Origin of the sequence: Streptomyces sp. NPDC058662 (assembly GCF_042716255.1) — a bacterium.
GTDB lineage: Bacteria > Actinomycetota > Actinomycetes > Streptomycetales > Streptomycetaceae > Streptomyces.
The window spans coordinates 15,521-32,754 of record NZ_JBHXRU010000023.1 but is presented as its reverse complement, the minus strand read 5'-3'; the positions used below and the strand labels follow the sequence as shown (position 1 = coordinate 32,754).

Genomic DNA, 17,234 nt, shown 5'->3' with positions numbered 1-17,234 from the left:
AGCCTCATTTCAGCCAGTGCTTAGGGTGGGCTAACCTCGCGATGTGAACGTTGGTGGAGAAAGAGCTGAGGTCACGCGCTCGCGCGGCCATGTGCTGTCGGCCGCGGAGGTGACCGTGGCCTACGACGGCGTCGACGTCGTGCACAACGCGTCGATCACCTTGCGGCCCGGCGAAGTGACCGTTCTGGTGGGCCCGAACGGCAGTGGGAAATCCACGCTGCTGCGGACGCTGGCGCGGCTGCAGCGGCCCAGGACCGCCACGCTGACCATCGACACCGAGACGGACGCCCTCGCCCTGACGCCCCGGGAGTTCTCCCGGCGCGTCGCCCTGTTGACGCAGGGGCGCCCCACCCCGGGCGGGCTGAGCGTACGGGACGTCGTCGAGTTCGGCCGGTACCCCTACCGCGGCCGCTGGGGCAGGGCGGACCCGGACGGCCGGGCCGCGGTGGACCGCGCGCTCGCCCTGACGGGCGTCGCCGACCTCGCGGAGCGCGGCGCCGAGCACCTCTCCGGCGGGCAGCTCCAGCGGGTGTGGCTCGCGGGCTGCCTCGCGCAGGAGACCGGCGTACTGCTCCTCGACGAGCCGACGACCTACCTCGACCTGCGGTACCAGGTCGAACTCCTCGACCTGGTACGAGACCTGGCGGACGACCACGGGATCGCCGTCGGGGTGGTCCTGCACGACCTCGACCAGGCCGCGGCCGTCGCCGACCGCATCGTGCTGCTGCACGCGGGACGCGTCATCGCCGAGGGCGCCCCCGAGGACGTGCTGACGGCGGCGCGCCTGACCGACACGTACGGCATCCGCGTCGAAGTCGACGAGGACCCCCTCACCGGCCGGCTGCGCACCCGCGCGATGGGCCGGCACCACACGCGAAGCGAAAGGCTCAGCACCACCTCATGAGACGACTCCTCCTCACCGCCGCCGCCACCGTCGCGGCGCTCGCCCTCACCGCCTGCGGCACCACCGAACCGGCGGCCGACGACGCGAAGAAGACCGGCGAGCCCCTCACCCTCACCGACGCCTCCGGCGCGAAGGTGGAGCTCGCCGGGCCGGCCGAGAACGTCGTCGGCACCGAGTGGAACGTCGTCGAGAGCCTGGTCTCGCTGGGAGTGCAGCCCGTCGGTGTCGCCGACGTCAAGGGCTACAAGACCTGGAACACCGCTGTCCCGCTCACGAACGAGCCCAAGGACATCGGTACCCGCGGTGAGCCCAGCATGGACACCATCGCCGCGCTCAAGCCCGACCTCGTCATCGCCACCAGCGACCTGCCGGCGGCCGCCCTGAAGCAGCTGCGGGACATCGCCCCCGTCCTGGAGCTGAAGGCCGCCGACGCCGCGGACCCGATCGGCCGGATGACGGCGAACCTCGACCTGATCGCGCAGGCCACCGGAACCACGCCGAAGGCCGACACGCTCAAGAAGCAGTTCGAGGCCAAGGCCGCGGAGGCCAGGAAGACCCTCGCCGACGCCGGCCGCGCCGGTGCGAAGTACGCCTTCGCCGACGGCTACGTCGTCTCCAACCAGGTCTCGATCCGCCCGTACACCGGTGGCTCGCTCCTCGGCGCCGTCAACGAGAAGATCGGTCTCACGAACGCCTGGACCGTCAAGGGCGACGAGAGCTACGGTCTCGCGGCCACCGACGTCGAGGGCCTCACCCAGCTCGGCGACGTCGAGTTCGCCTACATCGGCAGCGACACGGACAAGGACAGCACGCCGTTCACCGGAGTCCTGGCCAAGGACGCCGTGTGGAACAACCTGCCGTTCGTCAAGAACGGCAACGTCCACCGCCTGCCCGACGGCATCTGGATGTTCGGCGGTCCCCAGTCGATGGGCCTGTACATCGACTCCGTCGTCCAGGCACTCACGAAGTAGCACCGTGGCCGTCACCGCATCCGTTGCCCCCACCCGCCCGTCGCCGGCCGCGTCCCGGACGGGGGCGGCCGCGGTGGCGGCCGCACTGCTCCTGCTCCTCGCGGGCCTCGCGATCCTCGACATCACCCAGGGCACGGCCGCCGTGGGCGCCCCCGAGATCTGGAAGGCGCTCACCGGGCGGGCCGACTCGGGCGACACGTCCGTCATCGTCGCCTCCCGGCTGCCGAGGGCGGCCGCGGGCCTGCTCGTCGGCGCCGTGCTCGGCATGGCCGGCGCCGCCCTGCAGGCCGTCAGCCGCAACGTGCTCGCCTCGCCCGACACCCTCGCGGTCAACGCCGGCTCCTACCTGTCCCTCGGCGTGGTCGCCGTCACCGGCGTCTCGCTCCCGTTGCTCGCCTCCTCCGGAGTCGCCTTCGTCGGCGGTCTCGCGGCGGCGGCCGTCGTCCTCGGACTGTCCGGCCTCGGCGCGGGCACCGTACGGCTCGTCCTCGCGGGCAGCGCCCTCACCCTCGGACTCACCGCGCTCACCGAGGGCCTGCTCCTGCTGTTCCCCCGGCAGACCGAGGGCATCTACAAGTGGAACCTGGGCAGCATCTCCCAGAACGGCTTCGACGGCGTGCTCCAGGTCGCGCCGATCGCCCTCGCCGGTCTCGTCGGACTGCTCCTCCTCGCCCGCCGCATCGACGCCCTGGCGCTCGGCGACGACGCCGCCCGGGGCCTCGGCGTGCCCGTGCGGGCCACCCGCGTCACGGCGGTCGTCCTCGCGTCCCTGCTGTCCGCGGCCGCCGTCACGCTCGCCGGGCCGATCGGCTTCGTCGGCCTGTGCGCGCCCGCCCTGGCCCGCCCGCTCGCCCGCCGGTTCAGGGCGTTCGCCCGCACCCGGGCCGGCATCCCGCTCGCCGGCCTGGCCGGCGCGGTCCTGGTCCTGGGCGCGGACGTGCTGCTGCGCGCCCTCGTGCCGGCGGACGTGGCCGTCGGCGTCCCGACGGGCGTCGCCACCAGCCTCCTCGGCGCCGTGTTCCTGATCGCCATGGCGACGAGGGCCCGGGACAGCTCGGGAGCCGCCGAGGCGGACACGCTGCGCATCAGGAGCCGGGCCGCCTTCCTGACCACCACCGCCGTACTCGCGGCCGTACTCGTCGGGGTGACGATCGCCTCCGTGCTGCTGGGTGACAGCAAGTTGTTGCTGGGCGACGTGGTCAACTGGGTGCAGGGCAACGCCGGCCGCACGGTCGGCTTCGTCCTGGACACGCGGACCCCGCGGGTACTCGCCGCGCTCTTCGCCGGCGCGGCCCTCGCGCTGGCCGGCACCCTCGTCCAGTCCGTGACCCGCAACCCCCTCGCGGAGCCCGGCATCCTGGGCGTCTCCGGCGGGGCCGCGCTGGGCGCCGTGCTCCTCGTGACGACCGTGCCGGCGGCCGGATCCTGGAGCCTGGCCGGCGCCGCGTTCGCGGGAGCGGCGCTCAGCTCCGTCCTGGTCTTCGGGCTCGCGGCGCGCGGCGGGTTCCAGCAGAACCGGCTGGTGCTGGTGGGCTTCGGCGTCGCGACCGGAACGGCCGCCCTCATCAGCCTGCTGATCGTGCTCACCGACCCGTTCAACGCGACGAAGGCCCTCACCTGGCTGTCCGGCTCCACCTACGGGCGCACCCTGCCCGACGTGGTGCCGCTGATGGCGGTGCTCGCCCTCGGCCTGGCCGTCGCGGTCGCGCGCCGCAGGGACCTCGACCTGCTGTCCCTCGACGAGGACACCCCGAGGCTCCTGGGTATCAGCCCGGGACGCGGCCGCCTCGGCTTCCTCGTCCTGAGCGTCCTGCTCAGCGCGACCGCGGTCGCCGCCGCCGGCACGATCGGATTCGTCGGGCTCGTCGCGCCCCACGCCGCCCGGGCCCTCGTCGGCCGCCGGCACGCCCGGGTCGTCCCGGTCGCGGTCCTCCTCGGCGCTGTGCTCGTCTGCGCCGCGGACCTGCTGGGCCGCACCGTCATCGCGCCGGCCCAGCTCGGCGCCGGGCTGATGACCGCTGTGATCGGCACGCCGTACTTCCTCCACCTGCTGGTGCGTAGCCGGCGGTAGCGCGGAGCCGCTCCGGCCGCGGTGGTGACGGGGACCGACCTCCTGGACGGGGGCGGTCCCCGTTCGCGTGCCCGGCCCTCTTCTGACGGCCGGGCGACGGCCGGGCCCTTCCTGATCTGATGACTGATCATGTGCGTTGAGCGCAAGGGGTGGTGAGTGCGCGCAAGGGGGGCGTGCGGGGGCGCGGAAGATCTCGACCTGATCACAAGCGGGGGAGGGGGCGACAGTTCGTTTTAGGCCTGCCTTACCTAAGTTATATGGTGGCGCGGTCGGTTCGGCCGTGGGGAGGCATGTGGTGTCCTTAAGTGACGTCCGTCTGGTGGCGGACGGTCTTGACGTCGGGCACGCGGGGCGCCCGGTGCTCAAGCGAGTAGATCTTTCCCTCAAGGCCGGTGCGATCACCGTGCTGGTCGGTCCCAACGGGTGTGGGAAATCCACGCTCCTGCGCACGGTGGCCGGGCTCCTGCCCCCGATCGGCGGCGAAGTGCGCATCGACGGCGTGCCCTTGCGCCAGTTGCCGCGCCGGGCCCTCTCCCGGCAGCTGGCCTTCCTTCCCCAGACCTCCCACGCGCCCGCCGGTGTGACGGTGCGGGAGCTCGTACGCCACGGCCGGTACGCCCACCGGGGCGCGCTCGCCCGGCACACCGACGAGGACGCCCAGTCGATCGAGTGGGCGCTGGACGTCACCGACGCGGCCCCGCTGGTGGACCGCAGACTCGACGAGTTGTCGGGCGGCGAGCGCCAACGCGCCTGGCTTGCCATGGTGTTGGCGCAGCGCGCCGGCGTGGTGCTGCTCGACGAACCCACCACCTACCTGGACATGCGCCACCAGTTCGAGGTCCTCGACGTCGTACGCAGACTCGCGCGCGAACACGGCATCGCCTGCGGGGTGGTGCTGCACGACCTCATGCAGGCGGCGGCGTACGCCGACGAGGTGGTGGTCGTCGCCGACGGCGGGATCACGGCCTCCGGCGCCCCGGACGACGTGCTCACCCCGGACGTCATCGACCGGGCCTTCGGGCTGCGGGTCAACGTGGTCCGCGATCCGCAGAGCGGGTACCTCGCCTGCTTCCCCCAACGCTCCGGCGCCGCCGAGCCGGCCGCGCCCGCCACCACGTCCTGAATCCCGCGGCCGGTTTCGGGCCCCCGGCCCGGGCCGGGCCGCGCTTCGCCCCGCCCTCCACGGGATCACCCGTACCACCCGCACACAAGGAGAGTTCCACCATGCAGAGAATTCTGCGCGCCCTCGCCACGGGAACCGCCGCCGCCGCGCTCGCGCTGACGGCCGCCGGCTGCGGTTCGGGAACGGCCGGCGACGCCGGCGACAAGAAGAGCGGGGCGGACGGCGCCACCGGCGGCAAGATCACCGTCGACACCGCTCAGGGTCAGGTCACGCTGGACAAGCCGGCCACGAAGGTGGTGACGCTGGAGTGGACGTACACCGAGGAGCTGGTCGCCCTCGGCGTCAGTCCGCTGGGCAACGCGGACAACAAGGGGTACGCCACCTGGATCACCGCGAAGGGAGCCGGCCTCGCCGACAGCGTCACCGACGTCGGGAGCCGCAACGAGCCGAGCCTGGAGAAGATCAGGGCCCTGCAGCCGGACCTCATCGTGATCGATGACGACCGGTCGAAGGCCAACCTCAAGGCACTCCAGGACATCGCACCGGTGGTGTCGTTCAAGTACACCACCAAGCCCCAGCTCGACACGATGAAGAAGAACTTCACCGAACTGGCGAAGGCGGTCGGCAAGGCGGACAAGGCGTCCGAGGTCACCGGCCGCATCGACGCCGCGGCCGCCGACCTCAAGGGACGGCTGGACAAGGCGGGCAAGGGCGGCCTGAAGTACGCCGTCGCCCAGGGGTTCACCGCCAACGGCACCGCCTCGGTGCGCATGCTCACCGACGACGCCATCGCCCCCCAGGTCCTGAACCTCGCCGGGCTCAAGAACGGTTGGCAGGGCACTCCCGACGCCTGGGGCATGACCACGGTCGGAGTGGAGGGCCTCACCAAGGTGGAACCGGACTCCACCTTCCTCTACGTCGCCAGCGCCAAGGACAACCCGTTCACCGGCGACCTCGCGGGCAACGCCGTCTGGAAGGGGCTGGACTTCGTGAAGAACGACAAGGCGCTGCCGCTCGACCCCGGTACCTGGCTGTTCGGCGGCCCGCTCTCGGCCCTGCACATCCTCGACGAGACCGGCAAGGCCCTGAAGGTCTGATGACCCCTACCGCCCCGCCGCCCGTCCGCCGCCCGCGAGCCCTGCTCGTGGGCGGCGCCCTGGGCCTCGCACTGTGCCTGGTCGCCGTGGCCCACCTCTGCCTGGGGGCCTCCGGCGTGGGGATCACGGACATCGCGGACCTGCTCACGGGCCGCGGCGACCCCCGCACCCGGGACGTCCTGATCGGCAGCCGCCTGCCGCGCACCCTGACCGGCCTGGTCGTCGGTGTCGCCCTCGGTATCTCCGGAGTCCTCGTCCAGGGGGCGACCCGCAACCCCCTGGCCGCGCCCGACACGCTCGGCGTCAACGCCGGCGCCTACCTCGCCGTGGTGCTCGTGGCGTTCACCGGCGTGAGCCTGGGCCCGCTGCCCGCCGGCGGCGCCGCCTTCCTCGGCGGCCTCTTCGCGATAGCGGTGGTCTACGTCCTGAGCCGGGGCGGCGTGCTCACACCCGGACGGGTGCTGCTCGCCGGCGCGACCGTCGCCCTGGCCGCCACCGCCGGCGCGGAGTTCCTGCAGATGCTCGACGTGCAGGCGACCCGGGGCCTGTTCTTCTGGGGCAACGGCACCCTGATGCAGTCGGGGCTCGAACGGCCGCTCACGCTCGGCGCCGTCGTCGCCGCGGGCGCGCTGCTGGCGCCGCTGCTGGCCCGCCCCCTCGACCTGCTGTCCCTCGGCGACGAGACCGCCGAGGCGATGGGCGTCCGGGTGGAACGCGTCCGTCCCGCCGCCTTCCTCCTGGCGGTCCTGCTGTCCGCCTCGGCGGTGTCGCTGGCCGGCCCCATCGGCTTCATCGGACTGATCGCGCCCGTCATGGTCCGCCAGCTGGGCCTGCGCCGGCACGCCCTGCTCATGCCGCTGTCGGCGGTGCTGGCCGCCACCGTCCTGCTGGCGGCGGACGCGGCCGCGCAGGTCGCCGTGCCGCCCTCCGCCGTGTACACCTCGGAGATTCCGGTGGGGGTGGTGACCGCCCTCATCGGCGGCCCCGTCTTCATGCTGCTCGCGCGCAGGGTGAGCACCGGCGACGCCGACACCGGGGCGGCGGTCACCGTCGCCGGCCGGCGCCGGACGCCCGCCTACGCCGTCGCGCTCGGCGGGGGACTGGTGGCGCTGGCCGTGGCGATGGTCGTGTCGCTGCGCGTCGGCGACGTCGAGGTCGGCTGGAGCCAGCTGGGCACCGCGCTGTTCGGCTCCGCCGAGCAGATCACCGAGGCCGTGGTCGCGTACCGGATGCCGCGCATCCTGGTGGCCGCGCTGGCCGGGGCCTGCCTCGCGGTGGCCGGCGCCGCCGTGCAGGCCGTCGTACGCAACCCGTTGGCCGAACCGGGCCTCGTCGGCGTGACCGGCGGGGCCTCCCTCGGGGCGATCCTGGTGATCCTCGTCGTCCCCTCGGCGCCGGCGGCCGCGCTGCCGGCGGCGGCCGGGATCGGAGGCGTCCTGATGCTCGCCCTGGTGGTCTTCGTCGCCCGCGGCAGCCGGGAGGCCGGCCGCGCGGGCCTGGACCCGACGCGCGTGGTCCTGGTCGGACTGGGCGCCGCCGCCACCTCGATGGCGCTGGTCAACATCATGGTGGTCGGGGCGCAGATGAACATCTCGGCCGCGCTCAGCTGGCTCGCCGGCAGCACCTACGCGCGCGACTACTCGGCGCTCGGCTGGCTCGCCCTGCCGGCCCTGGCGGCGATGCTGCTGGTGACCGCGGCGAGGCCGGTGAACCTGATGGCCCTCGGTGACGAACTACCGCGCGCCCTCGGCCTGGAACTGGGCCGGGCGCGGCTGCTGGTGCTGGGCGCGGGCGCCGTACTGGCCTCCGGAACGGCGGCCGCCGTCGGCGCCGTGGGCTTCGTGGGCCTGGTCGCCCCGCACCTGGCGCGGCGCGTCGTGGGCAACAGCAGCGCGCGCATGGTGCCGATGGCGGCGGTGCTGGGCGCCGTCCTGGTCGTCTCGGCGGACGCGCTCGGCCGCTGGCTGCTGGCCCCGACGGAGATCCCGGTGGGCATCGTCACGGCCCTGCTCGGCGCGCCGTACCTGGTCTGGCTCCTGCGCCGGACCCAGGAGGCGTGAGGGGCAGGAGGCGTGAGGGCGGCCCCCGCGCCGGCGGCCGGTGTGGTCCGGCCCCGGCGGCGGGGGCGTCGCGCGGGGCGGCTGCGCCGGTCAGCGGCGCCGTCCCGGTGCGGTGTCGGCCGGGGACCCGGCCGGCCGGCCCGTCCCCGCTCCCCGACCCCCGCTCCCCGCGGCCCCGGATCCGGCCGGCTCGGGCTCGGGCGACGGTACGGGCCTGAGCGTGCGGGCCGCCAGTACGCCCAGGAGGCAGACCAGCGCCGAGGCCAGGCAGACGGCGGTGAAGGCCCCGGAGAAGGCGGACCGGGCGAGCGGACGGAGCACGGGATCGAGGAGCTCGAAGCGGCCGGTCTCCACGGCGGACCGGTGGGCGCCGCCGGCCGAGCCGGTCTCCAGCCGGGCGGAGAACAGCGCGCCGAAGACCGCGACCCCGGTCGCGGTGCCGAGCGGATAGCAGGCGTTCGTCAGCCCCGAGGCCATGCCCGCCCGCTCCGCGGGCACCGCGCCCACCGCCACCCCCATCAGCGGCGGGAAGATCACCGCCCCGCCCACGCCGAGCAGGACGAGACCGGTCGCCGTCGCACCCGCCCCCGCCCCCGCTCCGGCGGCGGCCAGCGCGAGGAGCCCCAGCCCCTGCAGGGCGAAGCCGCCGGCGACCAGGACATCGGGGGAGAAGTTCCGCTGCAGCCGCGCCACGAACAGCCCCGCCACCAGCAGGCTGCCGGTCAGCGGCAGCAGGCGCAGACCGGTTTCGAGGGCCGTGTACCCGTGCGTGCTCTGCAGCCACAGCGTGGTGAAGGCCAGCACTCCCAGGCTGGACATCCGTGCCAGGAAGCCCAGTACGGCGGCGCCGGAGAAGGCGCGCACGCGCAGCAGCGTCAGGTCGATGAGCCCGCCGCCCCGCCGCTGACTCGCCACCAACGCCAGCGCGAGCGCGACGCCGAGCACGGCCGAGCCCATGACCCGCGGCGCCGTCCAGCCCGCCTCGGGGCCGGTGACCAGCGGGTAGTGCAGGGCGAGGAGGGCGCCCACGCCGAGAACGGCGCCCAGCGGGTCCAGTCTGCGGCGCGCCCCGCCCGGCGCGGCGGACTCGGGCAGCCGCGTCAGGGCCCCGGCCACCACCAGAACGCCGATGGGCACGTTGATCAGGAAGATCCACCGCCAGCCGAGGGTCTGGACGAACAGCCCCCCGACCAACGGCCCGAGCGCCCCCGCGGCGGAGGCGATGGCCGCGAAGGAGGCGATGGCGGCCTGCCGCCTGGCGCCCTCGTAGGCGGCCGCGAGCAGGGCGAGCGTCGGCGCGAACACCATGGCGCCGCCGAGGCCCTGCGCGGCCCGGGCGGCGATGAGGGTGCCCGCGTCGGGCGCCAGCCCGCAGGCCGCGGAGGCGAGGGTGAACAGGGCCGCGCCGGCGGCGAACACGGTGCGGCGGCCGATGCGGTCGGACAGTGCGCCGGCCGTCAGGAGCAGGGCTCCGAAGGCCAGCGAGTACGCCGACACGGTCCACTGGACCCTGCCGAGTCCGGCGTCCAGGTCCCGGGAGATGTCGGAGAGGGCGACGTTCACGACGGTCACGTCCAGGGTCATCAGCACGCCGCCGGCGCTGACGAGTGCGAACGTCCATCGGGGAGTGCGCCGGCGTGAGGGCACCGCGGATCACCTCGGAGAAGAGACCGGACCGAAGACAGGGGATATGGTTAGCCTAACCTAAGCAAATTACTGATGTGGCGTCATATCGCATGATTGGCTGGAAGTTGACCTTGAGCATTAGGTGAGCCTTACCTAACCTGACCACGGTCCGGGTGTTCACCCGGCCGGCCCGATCCAGCCAGACATCGGAGCAGTTCATGCCCATCCCCCCCGACCATCCCGTCCCCGCCCTCCCGGAGGTGGCCCCCGCGGCCTGGCGGGAGGCCGGCCGTCGCCTCCTCGCCAAAGCCCTGGGCGAATGGTGCTTCGAGGACATGCTGAAAGCGGTGGAGACCGGCGACGGAGGCTACCGCGTCGACCTCGACAGCGGTACGACGTACGCGTTCAACGCTGTCGTCGGCGCCTTCGGATGGCTGCGCGTCGACCCGCGGTCGGTCACCCGCACGGCCACCAGCATGCTCGGCAACTCCGTGGCCGAACCCGCCTGGGACGCCCAGCAGTTCCTCCTCGAAGCGGCGTCCACCCTCGGCAGCGACGCCTCCACCATCGCCACGTACTTCACCGAGCTGTCCGCCACCCTGGCCGTGGACGCCGCCCGCATCACGCACGGCGGCGAGACCGTGGCGGAACTGCGGGCGCTGGGCCACACGGAGCTGGAGTGCCGCATGACGGGGCACAACCTCCTCGTCGCGAACAAGGGCCGCATAGGCTTCTCGGCCACCGACGTACGCCGGTACGCCCCCGAATCGGCCCAGTCCCTCACCCTCCAGTGGGTGGCCGTCCACCGGGGGCTCGCCGAGTTCCGCGGCACCTCGGAACTGTCCGAGCAGGAGATCCTGGCCCGCGAACTGGACGAGGGGACCCGGGCCCGCTTCACCGCCGTCCTCGAATCCGCCGGCGTCGACCCGCAGGGCTACGTGTGGATGCCCGTCCACCCCTGGCAGTGGGACCACGCCGTGCAGATCCTGCACGCCGCCGACGTGGCGCAGCAGCGCATCATCCCGCTGGGCGAGAGCCCCGACGCGTACCTGCCGGGCCAGTCCATCCGCACGATGGCCAACGTCGACACCCCGGGCCGGTACGACGTCAAACTCCCGCTGAAGATCCTCAACACCCTCGTCTGGCGCGGCATCCCCCCGCACTGCACCATGGGCGCGCCCGTGGTCACCCAGTGGCTGCGGGGCCTCGTGGAGCGCGACGCCTTCCTCACCGAGGAGTGCAGGACCGTCTTCCTCGGCGAGGTCGCCTCCGTCACCGTGCGCCACCCCTACCTCTCCAAGCTGGAGGACGCCCCCTACCAGCACCTGGAGACGCTCGGCTGCATCTGGCGGGACTCGGTCACCGCCCGCAAGGACCCCGGCGAACGCGTCCGCACCTTCGCCTCACTGCTCCACGTCGACCACGCCGGCGACGCCTTCGTCGCCGAACTCGTCCGCGCGTCCGGCCTCGACCCGCAGGACTGGCTGCGGCGGTTCCTCGACACCCTGCTCGTCCCGATCCTGCACGTCCTCTACCGGTACGGGGTCACCTTCAACCCGCACGGCCAGAACACGCTGATCGGTTACGACGAGAACGACGTGCCGACCCGCCTGTACCTCAAGGACTTCGTGGACGACGTGTGCGTGTCCTTCACCGACGTGCCCGAGCGCGGCCCCGAGCCCGACGGACACGACCACGTCCTGCCCCGCAAGCACCCCTCGATCATCCGGCAGCACGTGATGGACCAGGTGTTCGTCGGCCACTTCCGCTACCTGGCACCCCTGTGCGCCGAGCAACTCGGCGTCCCCGAGACCACGTTCTGGCACATGGTGCGCCACACCATCCTCGACTTCCAGAAGCGCTTCCCCGAACTGTCCGAGCGCTTCGCCGAGTACGACCTGCTCACCCCCCAGATCCCGCGCTACGGCCTGAACCGCGACCGCATCGTGGTGACCCGCTACGGCGACCGGGCCCTGCGCCACGCGCTGTACCCGAACGGCACGCACCCGAATCCGCTGGCTGAAGGCTGAGGAGGCCAGAGCGTGATACCGCTCACCGAGGCGCCGCCCGCACCGGCGCCCTTCCCCCCGTCCCTGCTCGCCGGCACCCGTGACGGCCTCGCCGAGGTCCGCACCGCCCTGGGCCAGGCCATCGACGCCGCCCTGTGCGCCGACCGCCCGGCCGGGCCGTTACCTCCGGGCGCACCCGCCGACGTACTGGCGGCCGTCGCCCGCGCCCTGGGCCCCGCCCGGCTGCCCGCCGAGGGGGTCGGCGCCAAGGCCGCGCTCCACCTGCTGGCCACCACGCTCGTCGAGAGCGGCATCGACCTGTCCCACCCCTGGGCCACCGCCCACCTGCAACCCCCACCCCTGGCCGTCGCCGTGGCCGCCGACGCCCTGGCGAGCATGACCAACGCCTCCCTGGACACGTACGACTCCGGCCCCTCCGCCATCGCCGTGGAACGCTGGCTCATCGGCGTCCTGACCCACCTCGCCGGACTGGGCGAGCGCGCCGACGGCGTCCTCACCCCGGGCGGCTCGCTCTCCAACCTGCTCGCCCTGCTCCTCGCCCGGGACGCCGCCGCCCTGCGGCTGGGCGTCAACGCCCGGGAGGAAGGCGTCGCCGCCCTGCCCGGACCGGTCGTGTTCTGCTCGGAGCTGGCCCACTTCTCCGTACAGCGGGCCTGCGCGGCCCTCGGCCTGGGCGAGAGCGCCGTCCGCCCCCTCCCCACGGACCGGCTCCGCCGGATGCGGCCGGAGGCCCTCGCCCGGGCCCTGGACGGACTCGGGCCCGGCCGCACCCCGATCGCGGTCGTCGCCACCGCCGGGACCACCGACTTCGGTTCCGTCGACCCCCTCCCGCAGATCGCGGAGATCGCCGCCGACCGGGGCGTCTGGATGCACGTGGACGCCGCCTACGGCTTCGGCGCCCTGTTCTCCGAACGGCTCGCCGACCGGCTGGCCGGCCTGGAACTGGCCGATTCGATCACCCTCGACCTGCACAAGATCGGCTGGCAGCCGGCCGCCACCAGTGTGCTGCTGGTCTCCGACACCACCGCGTTCACCGCCCTGGACCGCGAAGTCGCCTATCTCAACCCGGCCGACGACTCCGAGGCCGGCTACGACGGCCTGCTCGGCCGCAGCCTGCAGACCACGCGCCGCCCGGACGCCGTGAAGGCCGCCGCCACCCTGCTGGCCTACGGCCGCACCGGCATGGCCCGGATGATCGACACCTGCCACGACCTCGCTCGGCACGCCGAGCGCCGCATCCTCGACGAGCCCGAACTGGAACTCGTCGCCCCGGCCGAGCTGACCACCGTGGTGTTCCGCCACCGGGGCGCAGCGGCGTCGACCTCCGACCGGCTCAACGGCCTGCTGCGGCGGAGACTGCTCGAATCCGGCAGCGCGCTCATCGGACGCACCGAGGTCCGCACCGGGGGACCCGGCGGCCCCGAACGGGTCTGCCTGAAGTTCACCCTGCTGAACCCCACCGCCACCACCGGCGACATCGACGGCCTCGTGGATGCCGTCCTCGACGCCGGACGCACCTGTGAACGACTCATCGAGGAGGGCGCCGCATGAGCGTCACCGCCACGTCCCCCCGTCCCGGACCGGGCACCGGCCCCGGCGGCCCTCTGGACGGCCCCGACGCCCGGGGCGCCGCCGAACACGCCCACATCGAGGCCCTGCTGCGGTGCTGGCTGCTGGAGACCGGCACCCCGGTCGCGGCCGGCCCGCTGCGGATCGAGCTGCCCACCGCGGGACTGACCCTGGTCACCGAGGTCACGCACCGCTCGCCGACCGGCTGGCACCGCTTCGGCCCCACCCGCCTGGAGGGCCCCGGCGGTCCCCTGGGCGAGACCGCCGACCCCGTCACCACCGTCGCGCTGCTGTCCACCGAGGCCGCCGTACGGGGCGGCAGCCGCCCCGGCGGCGTCCCGGCCGGTGAGATCGCCGACCTGGTGGAACGCACCGCCGAGTCCGTGCGCCGCGTCACCTCCTTCATCGCCGACCGCCGCGAGCACCCGCAGCCTCCCCCCGGCGTCGACGGCTTCCTCGACGCCGAGCAGGCCCTCCTGCTCGGGCACTTGAACCACCCGGCGCCCAAGAGCCGCGACGGCATCTCGGACCACGACGCCGCCGCCTTCTCGCCCGAACTGCGCGGATCCTTCCGGCTGCACTGGTTCGCCGCCGACGCGTCCGTCGTCTCGCACGACGCCGTGGACAAGGCCCCCTCGCTGGCCGGCCGGGACACCGTCGCCCTCCTCGCCGAACTCGCCGGACACGAACCGGACGACGGCCGCATCCTGGTCCCCGCCCACCCCTGGCAGGCCCGGGACCTGCTGCACCGCCCGCGCATCGCCGCCCTCGTCGCCTCCGGCGCACTCGAACCGCTCGGCGAGCTCGGCCCCGAGTGGTGGCCGACCTCCAGCGTGCGCACCGTCTACCGGCCCGACGCCGACGTGATGCTCAAGCTCTCGCTCGGTCTGCGGCTGACCAACTCCCGCCGCGAGTCGACCCGTACGGAACTGCGCCGCGGCCTGGAGATCAACCGGCTCCTCGACGCGGGCTACGCGGACAGCACCTTCGAGGCCCACCCCGGCTTCTCCCTCACCCGGGACCCCGCCTGGCTCGCCGTGGACGAACCGGGCCGCCCCGAGGGACCGGAGGTCACCGGCCTCGACGTCGCCGTACGCGAGGTGCCCGGCGGCATCGCCGACCTGCGCTGCCTCGTGGGCCTGGTGGCCCCCCGCCCCGGACTCGGCCGCAGCATGCTGGGCAGCCTGGTGTCCGGACTCGGCGCGGGAGCGGCCGAGCAGTGGACGGCCGACTACACCGACAAGGTGCTCGTACCCATGCTCCACCTGTACGCCGCCACCGGTATCGGCCTGGAGGCCCACCAGCAGAACACCCTGGTCCGCCTGGACGGCCGGGGCCGGGTCACCGGCGCCGCCTTCCGCGACAACCAGGGCTACTACCTGGCCGCCTCCCGCCTCCCCGGCCTGCTGCGGCGCCTCGCAGCCGAGTCCTCCACCCTCGCCGTCGTCGACGACCCGCTCGTCGACGACCGGCTCTCGTACTACCTGCTGCGCAACCAGGCCCTGTCCGTCGTCGGATGCCTCGCCGTCGACGGCCTCGCGGACGAACGGGACCTCCTCGCCGTCCTCGCCGACCGGCTGCGCGCCGCCCTGCCCGGCCTCGCCGCCGCCGGCCCCGACGGCGACCGGCTGGCCCGCCGCTGGCTGGAGGCCGAAACCCTCCCCTGCAAGGGCAATCTGCTCACCCGACTGCACGGCATCGACGAGGTCCTCGCCCCCCTCGACGCCCAGTCCGTCTACCTCGACGCCCCCAACCCGCTCCAGGAGGCCGCCGCATGACCCCGGCCCACCCCGCCCAGCCGTTACCGAAGGACCGGGGCGCGAACCCCGAGGACCACCAGGCGCCGCCCGCCGCCGTCCCCGGTCCGCCGCTCCCGCGGCTCTGCGGACCGTGGACGGCCCGGGTGGCGCAAGCCGACGGAGCCGACCTGGACGTGGTGCACGACTGGATGCGGGCCCGGCACATCGACGCCTTCTGGCACCAGGCATGGCCGCGCGAGCGCTGGGCCGAGGAGATCGCCGGACACCTCGCGGGGGACGCCGTCCTGCCCGTACTGGTCGACCTCGACGGACAGCCCTTCGCCTACATCGAGGTCTACCGGGTGATGCGCGACCGGCTCGCCCAGGAGTACCCGTACCGCCCCCGCGACCTGGGCCTGCACATCGCCATCGGCGAGGTGGGCCGCACCGGCAGGGGACTGGGTCGGGCCCTGCTGCGCGCGCTCGCCGAGGGCCTGCTCGCCGCGGACCCCCACTGCACGCGGGTGGTCGCCGAGCCGGACGTGGCGAACGAGCCCTCGCTCAGGGCGTTCGCCGCCGCCGGATTCCGCCACGCCGGCGAGGTCGCCTTCCCCGACAAGACCTCGGCCCTGGTCATCCGTCCGCGCGGCGAGGAGGACATGCTGTGATGAGCTGTTCCGTCAGTGAGCACGACGTGGTGGCCATCGGCTGCGGACCCTTCAACCTGGGGCTGGCCGCGCTGGCCTCGACCGTGGACGGCCTGGACCTGGTGGTGCTGGAGGAGCGGCCGGAGCTGACCTGGCACCGGGGGATGATGTTCGGCGAAGCCTCGATGCAGGTGAACTTCCTCGCCGACCTCGTCACCCTCGTGGCCCCCGGCCACCCCCTGTCGTTCCTCACCTACCTCCACGACATGGACCGGCTCTACACCTTCACGGTGCGCGAGAACTTCTTCCCCTCCCGCCGCGAGTACGAGGACTACCTGCGCTGGGCGGCGGCCCGGCTCCCCGCGGTGCGCTTCTCGCACCGCGTCGAGGAGGTCCACTGGGACGAGGCCGAGGAGCGCTTCACCGTCCACGTACTGCGCGGCGACGGCACCCGGCTGACGGCACGCGCCCGCGACCTCGTCGTCGGCATCGGCACCGCGCCGTACGTGCCGGACGCCCTGGCGGGCCTGCCCGCGTCGAGGCTCCTGCACACCAGCGACTACCTGTACCGGGCGTCCGAGCTCGACGCGGCGACGAAGGTCACGGTGGTCGGCGCCGGGCAGTCCGGCGCCGAGGTGGCCGCGGACCTGCTCGGCCGCAACCTGGCGGGCGGGCCCGCGGTGAGCTGGCTGACCCGGACCTCCTCGTTCGCGCCGCTGGACTACACGAAGATGGTCCTGGAGATGACCACCCCGGCGTACATGCGGTACTTCCACTCGCTGCCCGAGGACGTACGGGACCGGCTGGCCGCCGAGCAGTGGCAGTTCCACAAGGGAATCTCCACCGACACCCTCGAAGAGATCCACGAACTGCTCTACCGGCGCCAGCTGGAGCACGGACTGGCCGAGGTGGAACTGCGCTTCGGCACGGCGGTCGAGTCCGCGGTCGAGGATCCGGCGGGCCACGCGGTACTGACCTGCCGGCACCGCGACACCGGTCAGCTCTTCGAGCACAGCACCGACCTGGTGGTGGCGGCGACCGGCTACCGCGACCGGCCGCCCGCCTTCCTGGAACCGGTCGACAAGCTGCTGCTGAGGGACGGCCGCGGGCGTCCCCGGGTGCGCCTGGACCACTCGGTCGAGCTCGCCGAAGGGGTGAGCGGCCGCGTGTTCGTGGCCAACGCCGAGACCCACAGCCACGGCGTCTCCTCGCCCAACCTGGACATCGGCGCGGTGCGCAACGCGACGATCCTCAACGCCGTCACCGGCCGGGAGACCTACCGGCTGCCGAAGCGGAGCGCCTTCACGAGCTTCGAGGCACCACCGGGGCGCCCGCCCGCGGCGTGATCCGCGGGAGCCCCGGACCCCGGGACGCGCCGGTGCCGGTCGCCGGCGCGT

12 protein-coding genes are annotated in these 17,234 nt (G+C 73.7%); 11 read left to right on the top strand and 1 reads right to left on the bottom strand.

Translation table 11 applies throughout. The features are described from left to right. Positions 1-43: 43 nt before the first annotated feature. The 6 genes from ACFWUQ_RS11445 to ACFWUQ_RS11420 all read left to right on the top strand — a co-directional run bounded on the left by ACFWUQ_RS11445 (position 44) and on the right by ACFWUQ_RS11420 (position 8,226). A complete protein-coding gene (locus ACFWUQ_RS11445; RefSeq protein ID WP_384536090.1) occupies positions 44-904 on the top strand; it encodes an ABC transporter ATP-binding protein in 861 nt (286 codons plus the stop codon). Then, positions 901-1,875: an ABC transporter substrate-binding protein gene (locus ACFWUQ_RS11440; RefSeq protein ID WP_384536088.1), complete on the top strand. Its 975-nt coding sequence runs from the start codon at positions 901-903 to the stop codon at positions 1,873-1,875. Before ACFWUQ_RS11445 ends, ACFWUQ_RS11440 begins: the two co-directional genes overlap by 4 nt. A gap of 4 nt (positions 1,876-1,879) precedes the next feature. After that, the gene (locus tag ACFWUQ_RS11435; RefSeq protein ID WP_384536085.1) at positions 1,880-3,946 is read left to right on the top strand and encodes an iron ABC transporter permease; all 2,067 of its coding nucleotides are present in this window, start codon (positions 1,880-1,882) and stop codon (positions 3,944-3,946) included. Between the two features lie 358 nt (positions 3,947-4,304). Further along, positions 4,305-5,069, top strand: a complete 765-nt coding sequence (locus tag ACFWUQ_RS11430; RefSeq protein ID WP_384536083.1) for an ABC transporter ATP-binding protein — start codon at positions 4,305-4,307, stop codon at positions 5,067-5,069. Positions 5,070-5,170: 101 nt separating this feature from the next. Next, entirely contained in the window at positions 5,171-6,166 is a 996-nt protein-coding gene (locus ACFWUQ_RS11425; RefSeq protein ID WP_384536080.1) for an ABC transporter substrate-binding protein, read from the top strand. Then, positions 6,166-8,226 carry an iron ABC transporter permease gene (locus ACFWUQ_RS11420; RefSeq protein WP_384536078.1) on the top strand — a complete coding sequence of 687 codons (2,061 nt, stop codon included), beginning with the start codon at positions 6,166-6,168 and terminating at the stop codon, positions 8,224-8,226. Before ACFWUQ_RS11425 ends, ACFWUQ_RS11420 begins: the two co-directional genes overlap by 1 nt. A 90-nt stretch (positions 8,227-8,316) precedes the next feature. On the opposite strand, the gene ACFWUQ_RS11415 is transcribed toward ACFWUQ_RS11420, so the two are convergent. Then, the gene (locus tag ACFWUQ_RS11415; protein ID WP_384536076.1) at positions 8,317-9,873 is read right to left on the bottom strand and encodes an MFS transporter; all 1,557 of its coding nucleotides are present in this window, start codon (positions 9,871-9,873) and stop codon (positions 8,317-8,319) included. Between the two features lie 197 nt (positions 9,874-10,070). Between ACFWUQ_RS11415 and ACFWUQ_RS11410 the strand changes: the two genes are divergently transcribed. From ACFWUQ_RS11410 to ACFWUQ_RS11390, 5 genes are read left to right on the top strand one after another with little or no spacing between them, the layout of a single operon-like run. Next, a complete protein-coding gene (locus tag ACFWUQ_RS11410; protein WP_384536074.1) occupies positions 10,071-11,882 on the top strand; it encodes an IucA/IucC family protein in 1,812 nt (603 codons plus the stop codon). Positions 11,883-11,894: 12 nt separating this feature from the next. After that, positions 11,895-13,433, top strand: coding sequence for a pyridoxal phosphate-dependent decarboxylase family protein (locus tag ACFWUQ_RS11405; protein ID WP_384536071.1), 1,539 nt, complete (start codon positions 11,895-11,897; stop codon positions 13,431-13,433). Further along, positions 13,430-15,229, top strand: coding sequence for an IucA/IucC family protein (locus ACFWUQ_RS11400; protein WP_384536069.1), 1,800 nt, complete (start codon positions 13,430-13,432; stop codon positions 15,227-15,229). The genes ACFWUQ_RS11405 and ACFWUQ_RS11400 overlap by 4 nt, the downstream gene beginning before the upstream one ends. After that, positions 15,226-15,858, top strand: a complete 633-nt coding sequence (locus ACFWUQ_RS11395; RefSeq protein WP_384536066.1) for a GNAT family N-acetyltransferase — start codon at positions 15,226-15,228, stop codon at positions 15,856-15,858. The genes ACFWUQ_RS11400 and ACFWUQ_RS11395 overlap by 4 nt, the downstream gene beginning before the upstream one ends. Then, positions 15,858-17,183: a lysine N(6)-hydroxylase/L-ornithine N(5)-oxygenase family protein gene (locus ACFWUQ_RS11390; RefSeq protein WP_384536065.1), complete on the top strand. Its 1,326-nt coding sequence runs from the start codon at positions 15,858-15,860 to the stop codon at positions 17,181-17,183. The genes ACFWUQ_RS11395 and ACFWUQ_RS11390 overlap by 1 nt, the downstream gene beginning before the upstream one ends. Positions 17,184-17,234 lie beyond the last annotated feature (51 nt).

Excerpts from the sequence above, each read along its gene's own strand:
- ACFWUQ_RS11420 (WP_384536078.1), top strand. The coding sequence starts at position 6,166 with ATGACCCCTACCGCCCCGCCGCCCGTCCGCCGCCCGCGAGCCCTGCTC.
- ACFWUQ_RS11410 (WP_384536074.1), top strand. The coding sequence starts at position 10,071 with ATGCCCATCCCCCCCGACCATCCCGTCCCCGCCCTCCCGGAGGTGGCC.
- ACFWUQ_RS11400 (WP_384536069.1), top strand. The coding sequence starts at position 13,430 with ATGAGCGTCACCGCCACGTCCCCCCGTCCCGGACCGGGCACCGGCCCC.
- ACFWUQ_RS11425 (WP_384536080.1), top strand. The coding sequence starts at position 5,171 with ATGCAGAGAATTCTGCGCGCCCTCGCCACGGGAACCGCCGCCGCCGCG.
- ACFWUQ_RS11395 (WP_384536066.1), top strand. The coding sequence starts at position 15,226 with ATGACCCCGGCCCACCCCGCCCAGCCGTTACCGAAGGACCGGGGCGCG.
- ACFWUQ_RS11390 (WP_384536065.1), top strand. The coding sequence starts at position 15,858 with ATGAGCTGTTCCGTCAGTGAGCACGACGTGGTGGCCATCGGCTGCGGA.
- ACFWUQ_RS11440 (WP_384536088.1), top strand. The coding sequence starts at position 901 with ATGAGACGACTCCTCCTCACCGCCGCCGCCACCGTCGCGGCGCTCGCC.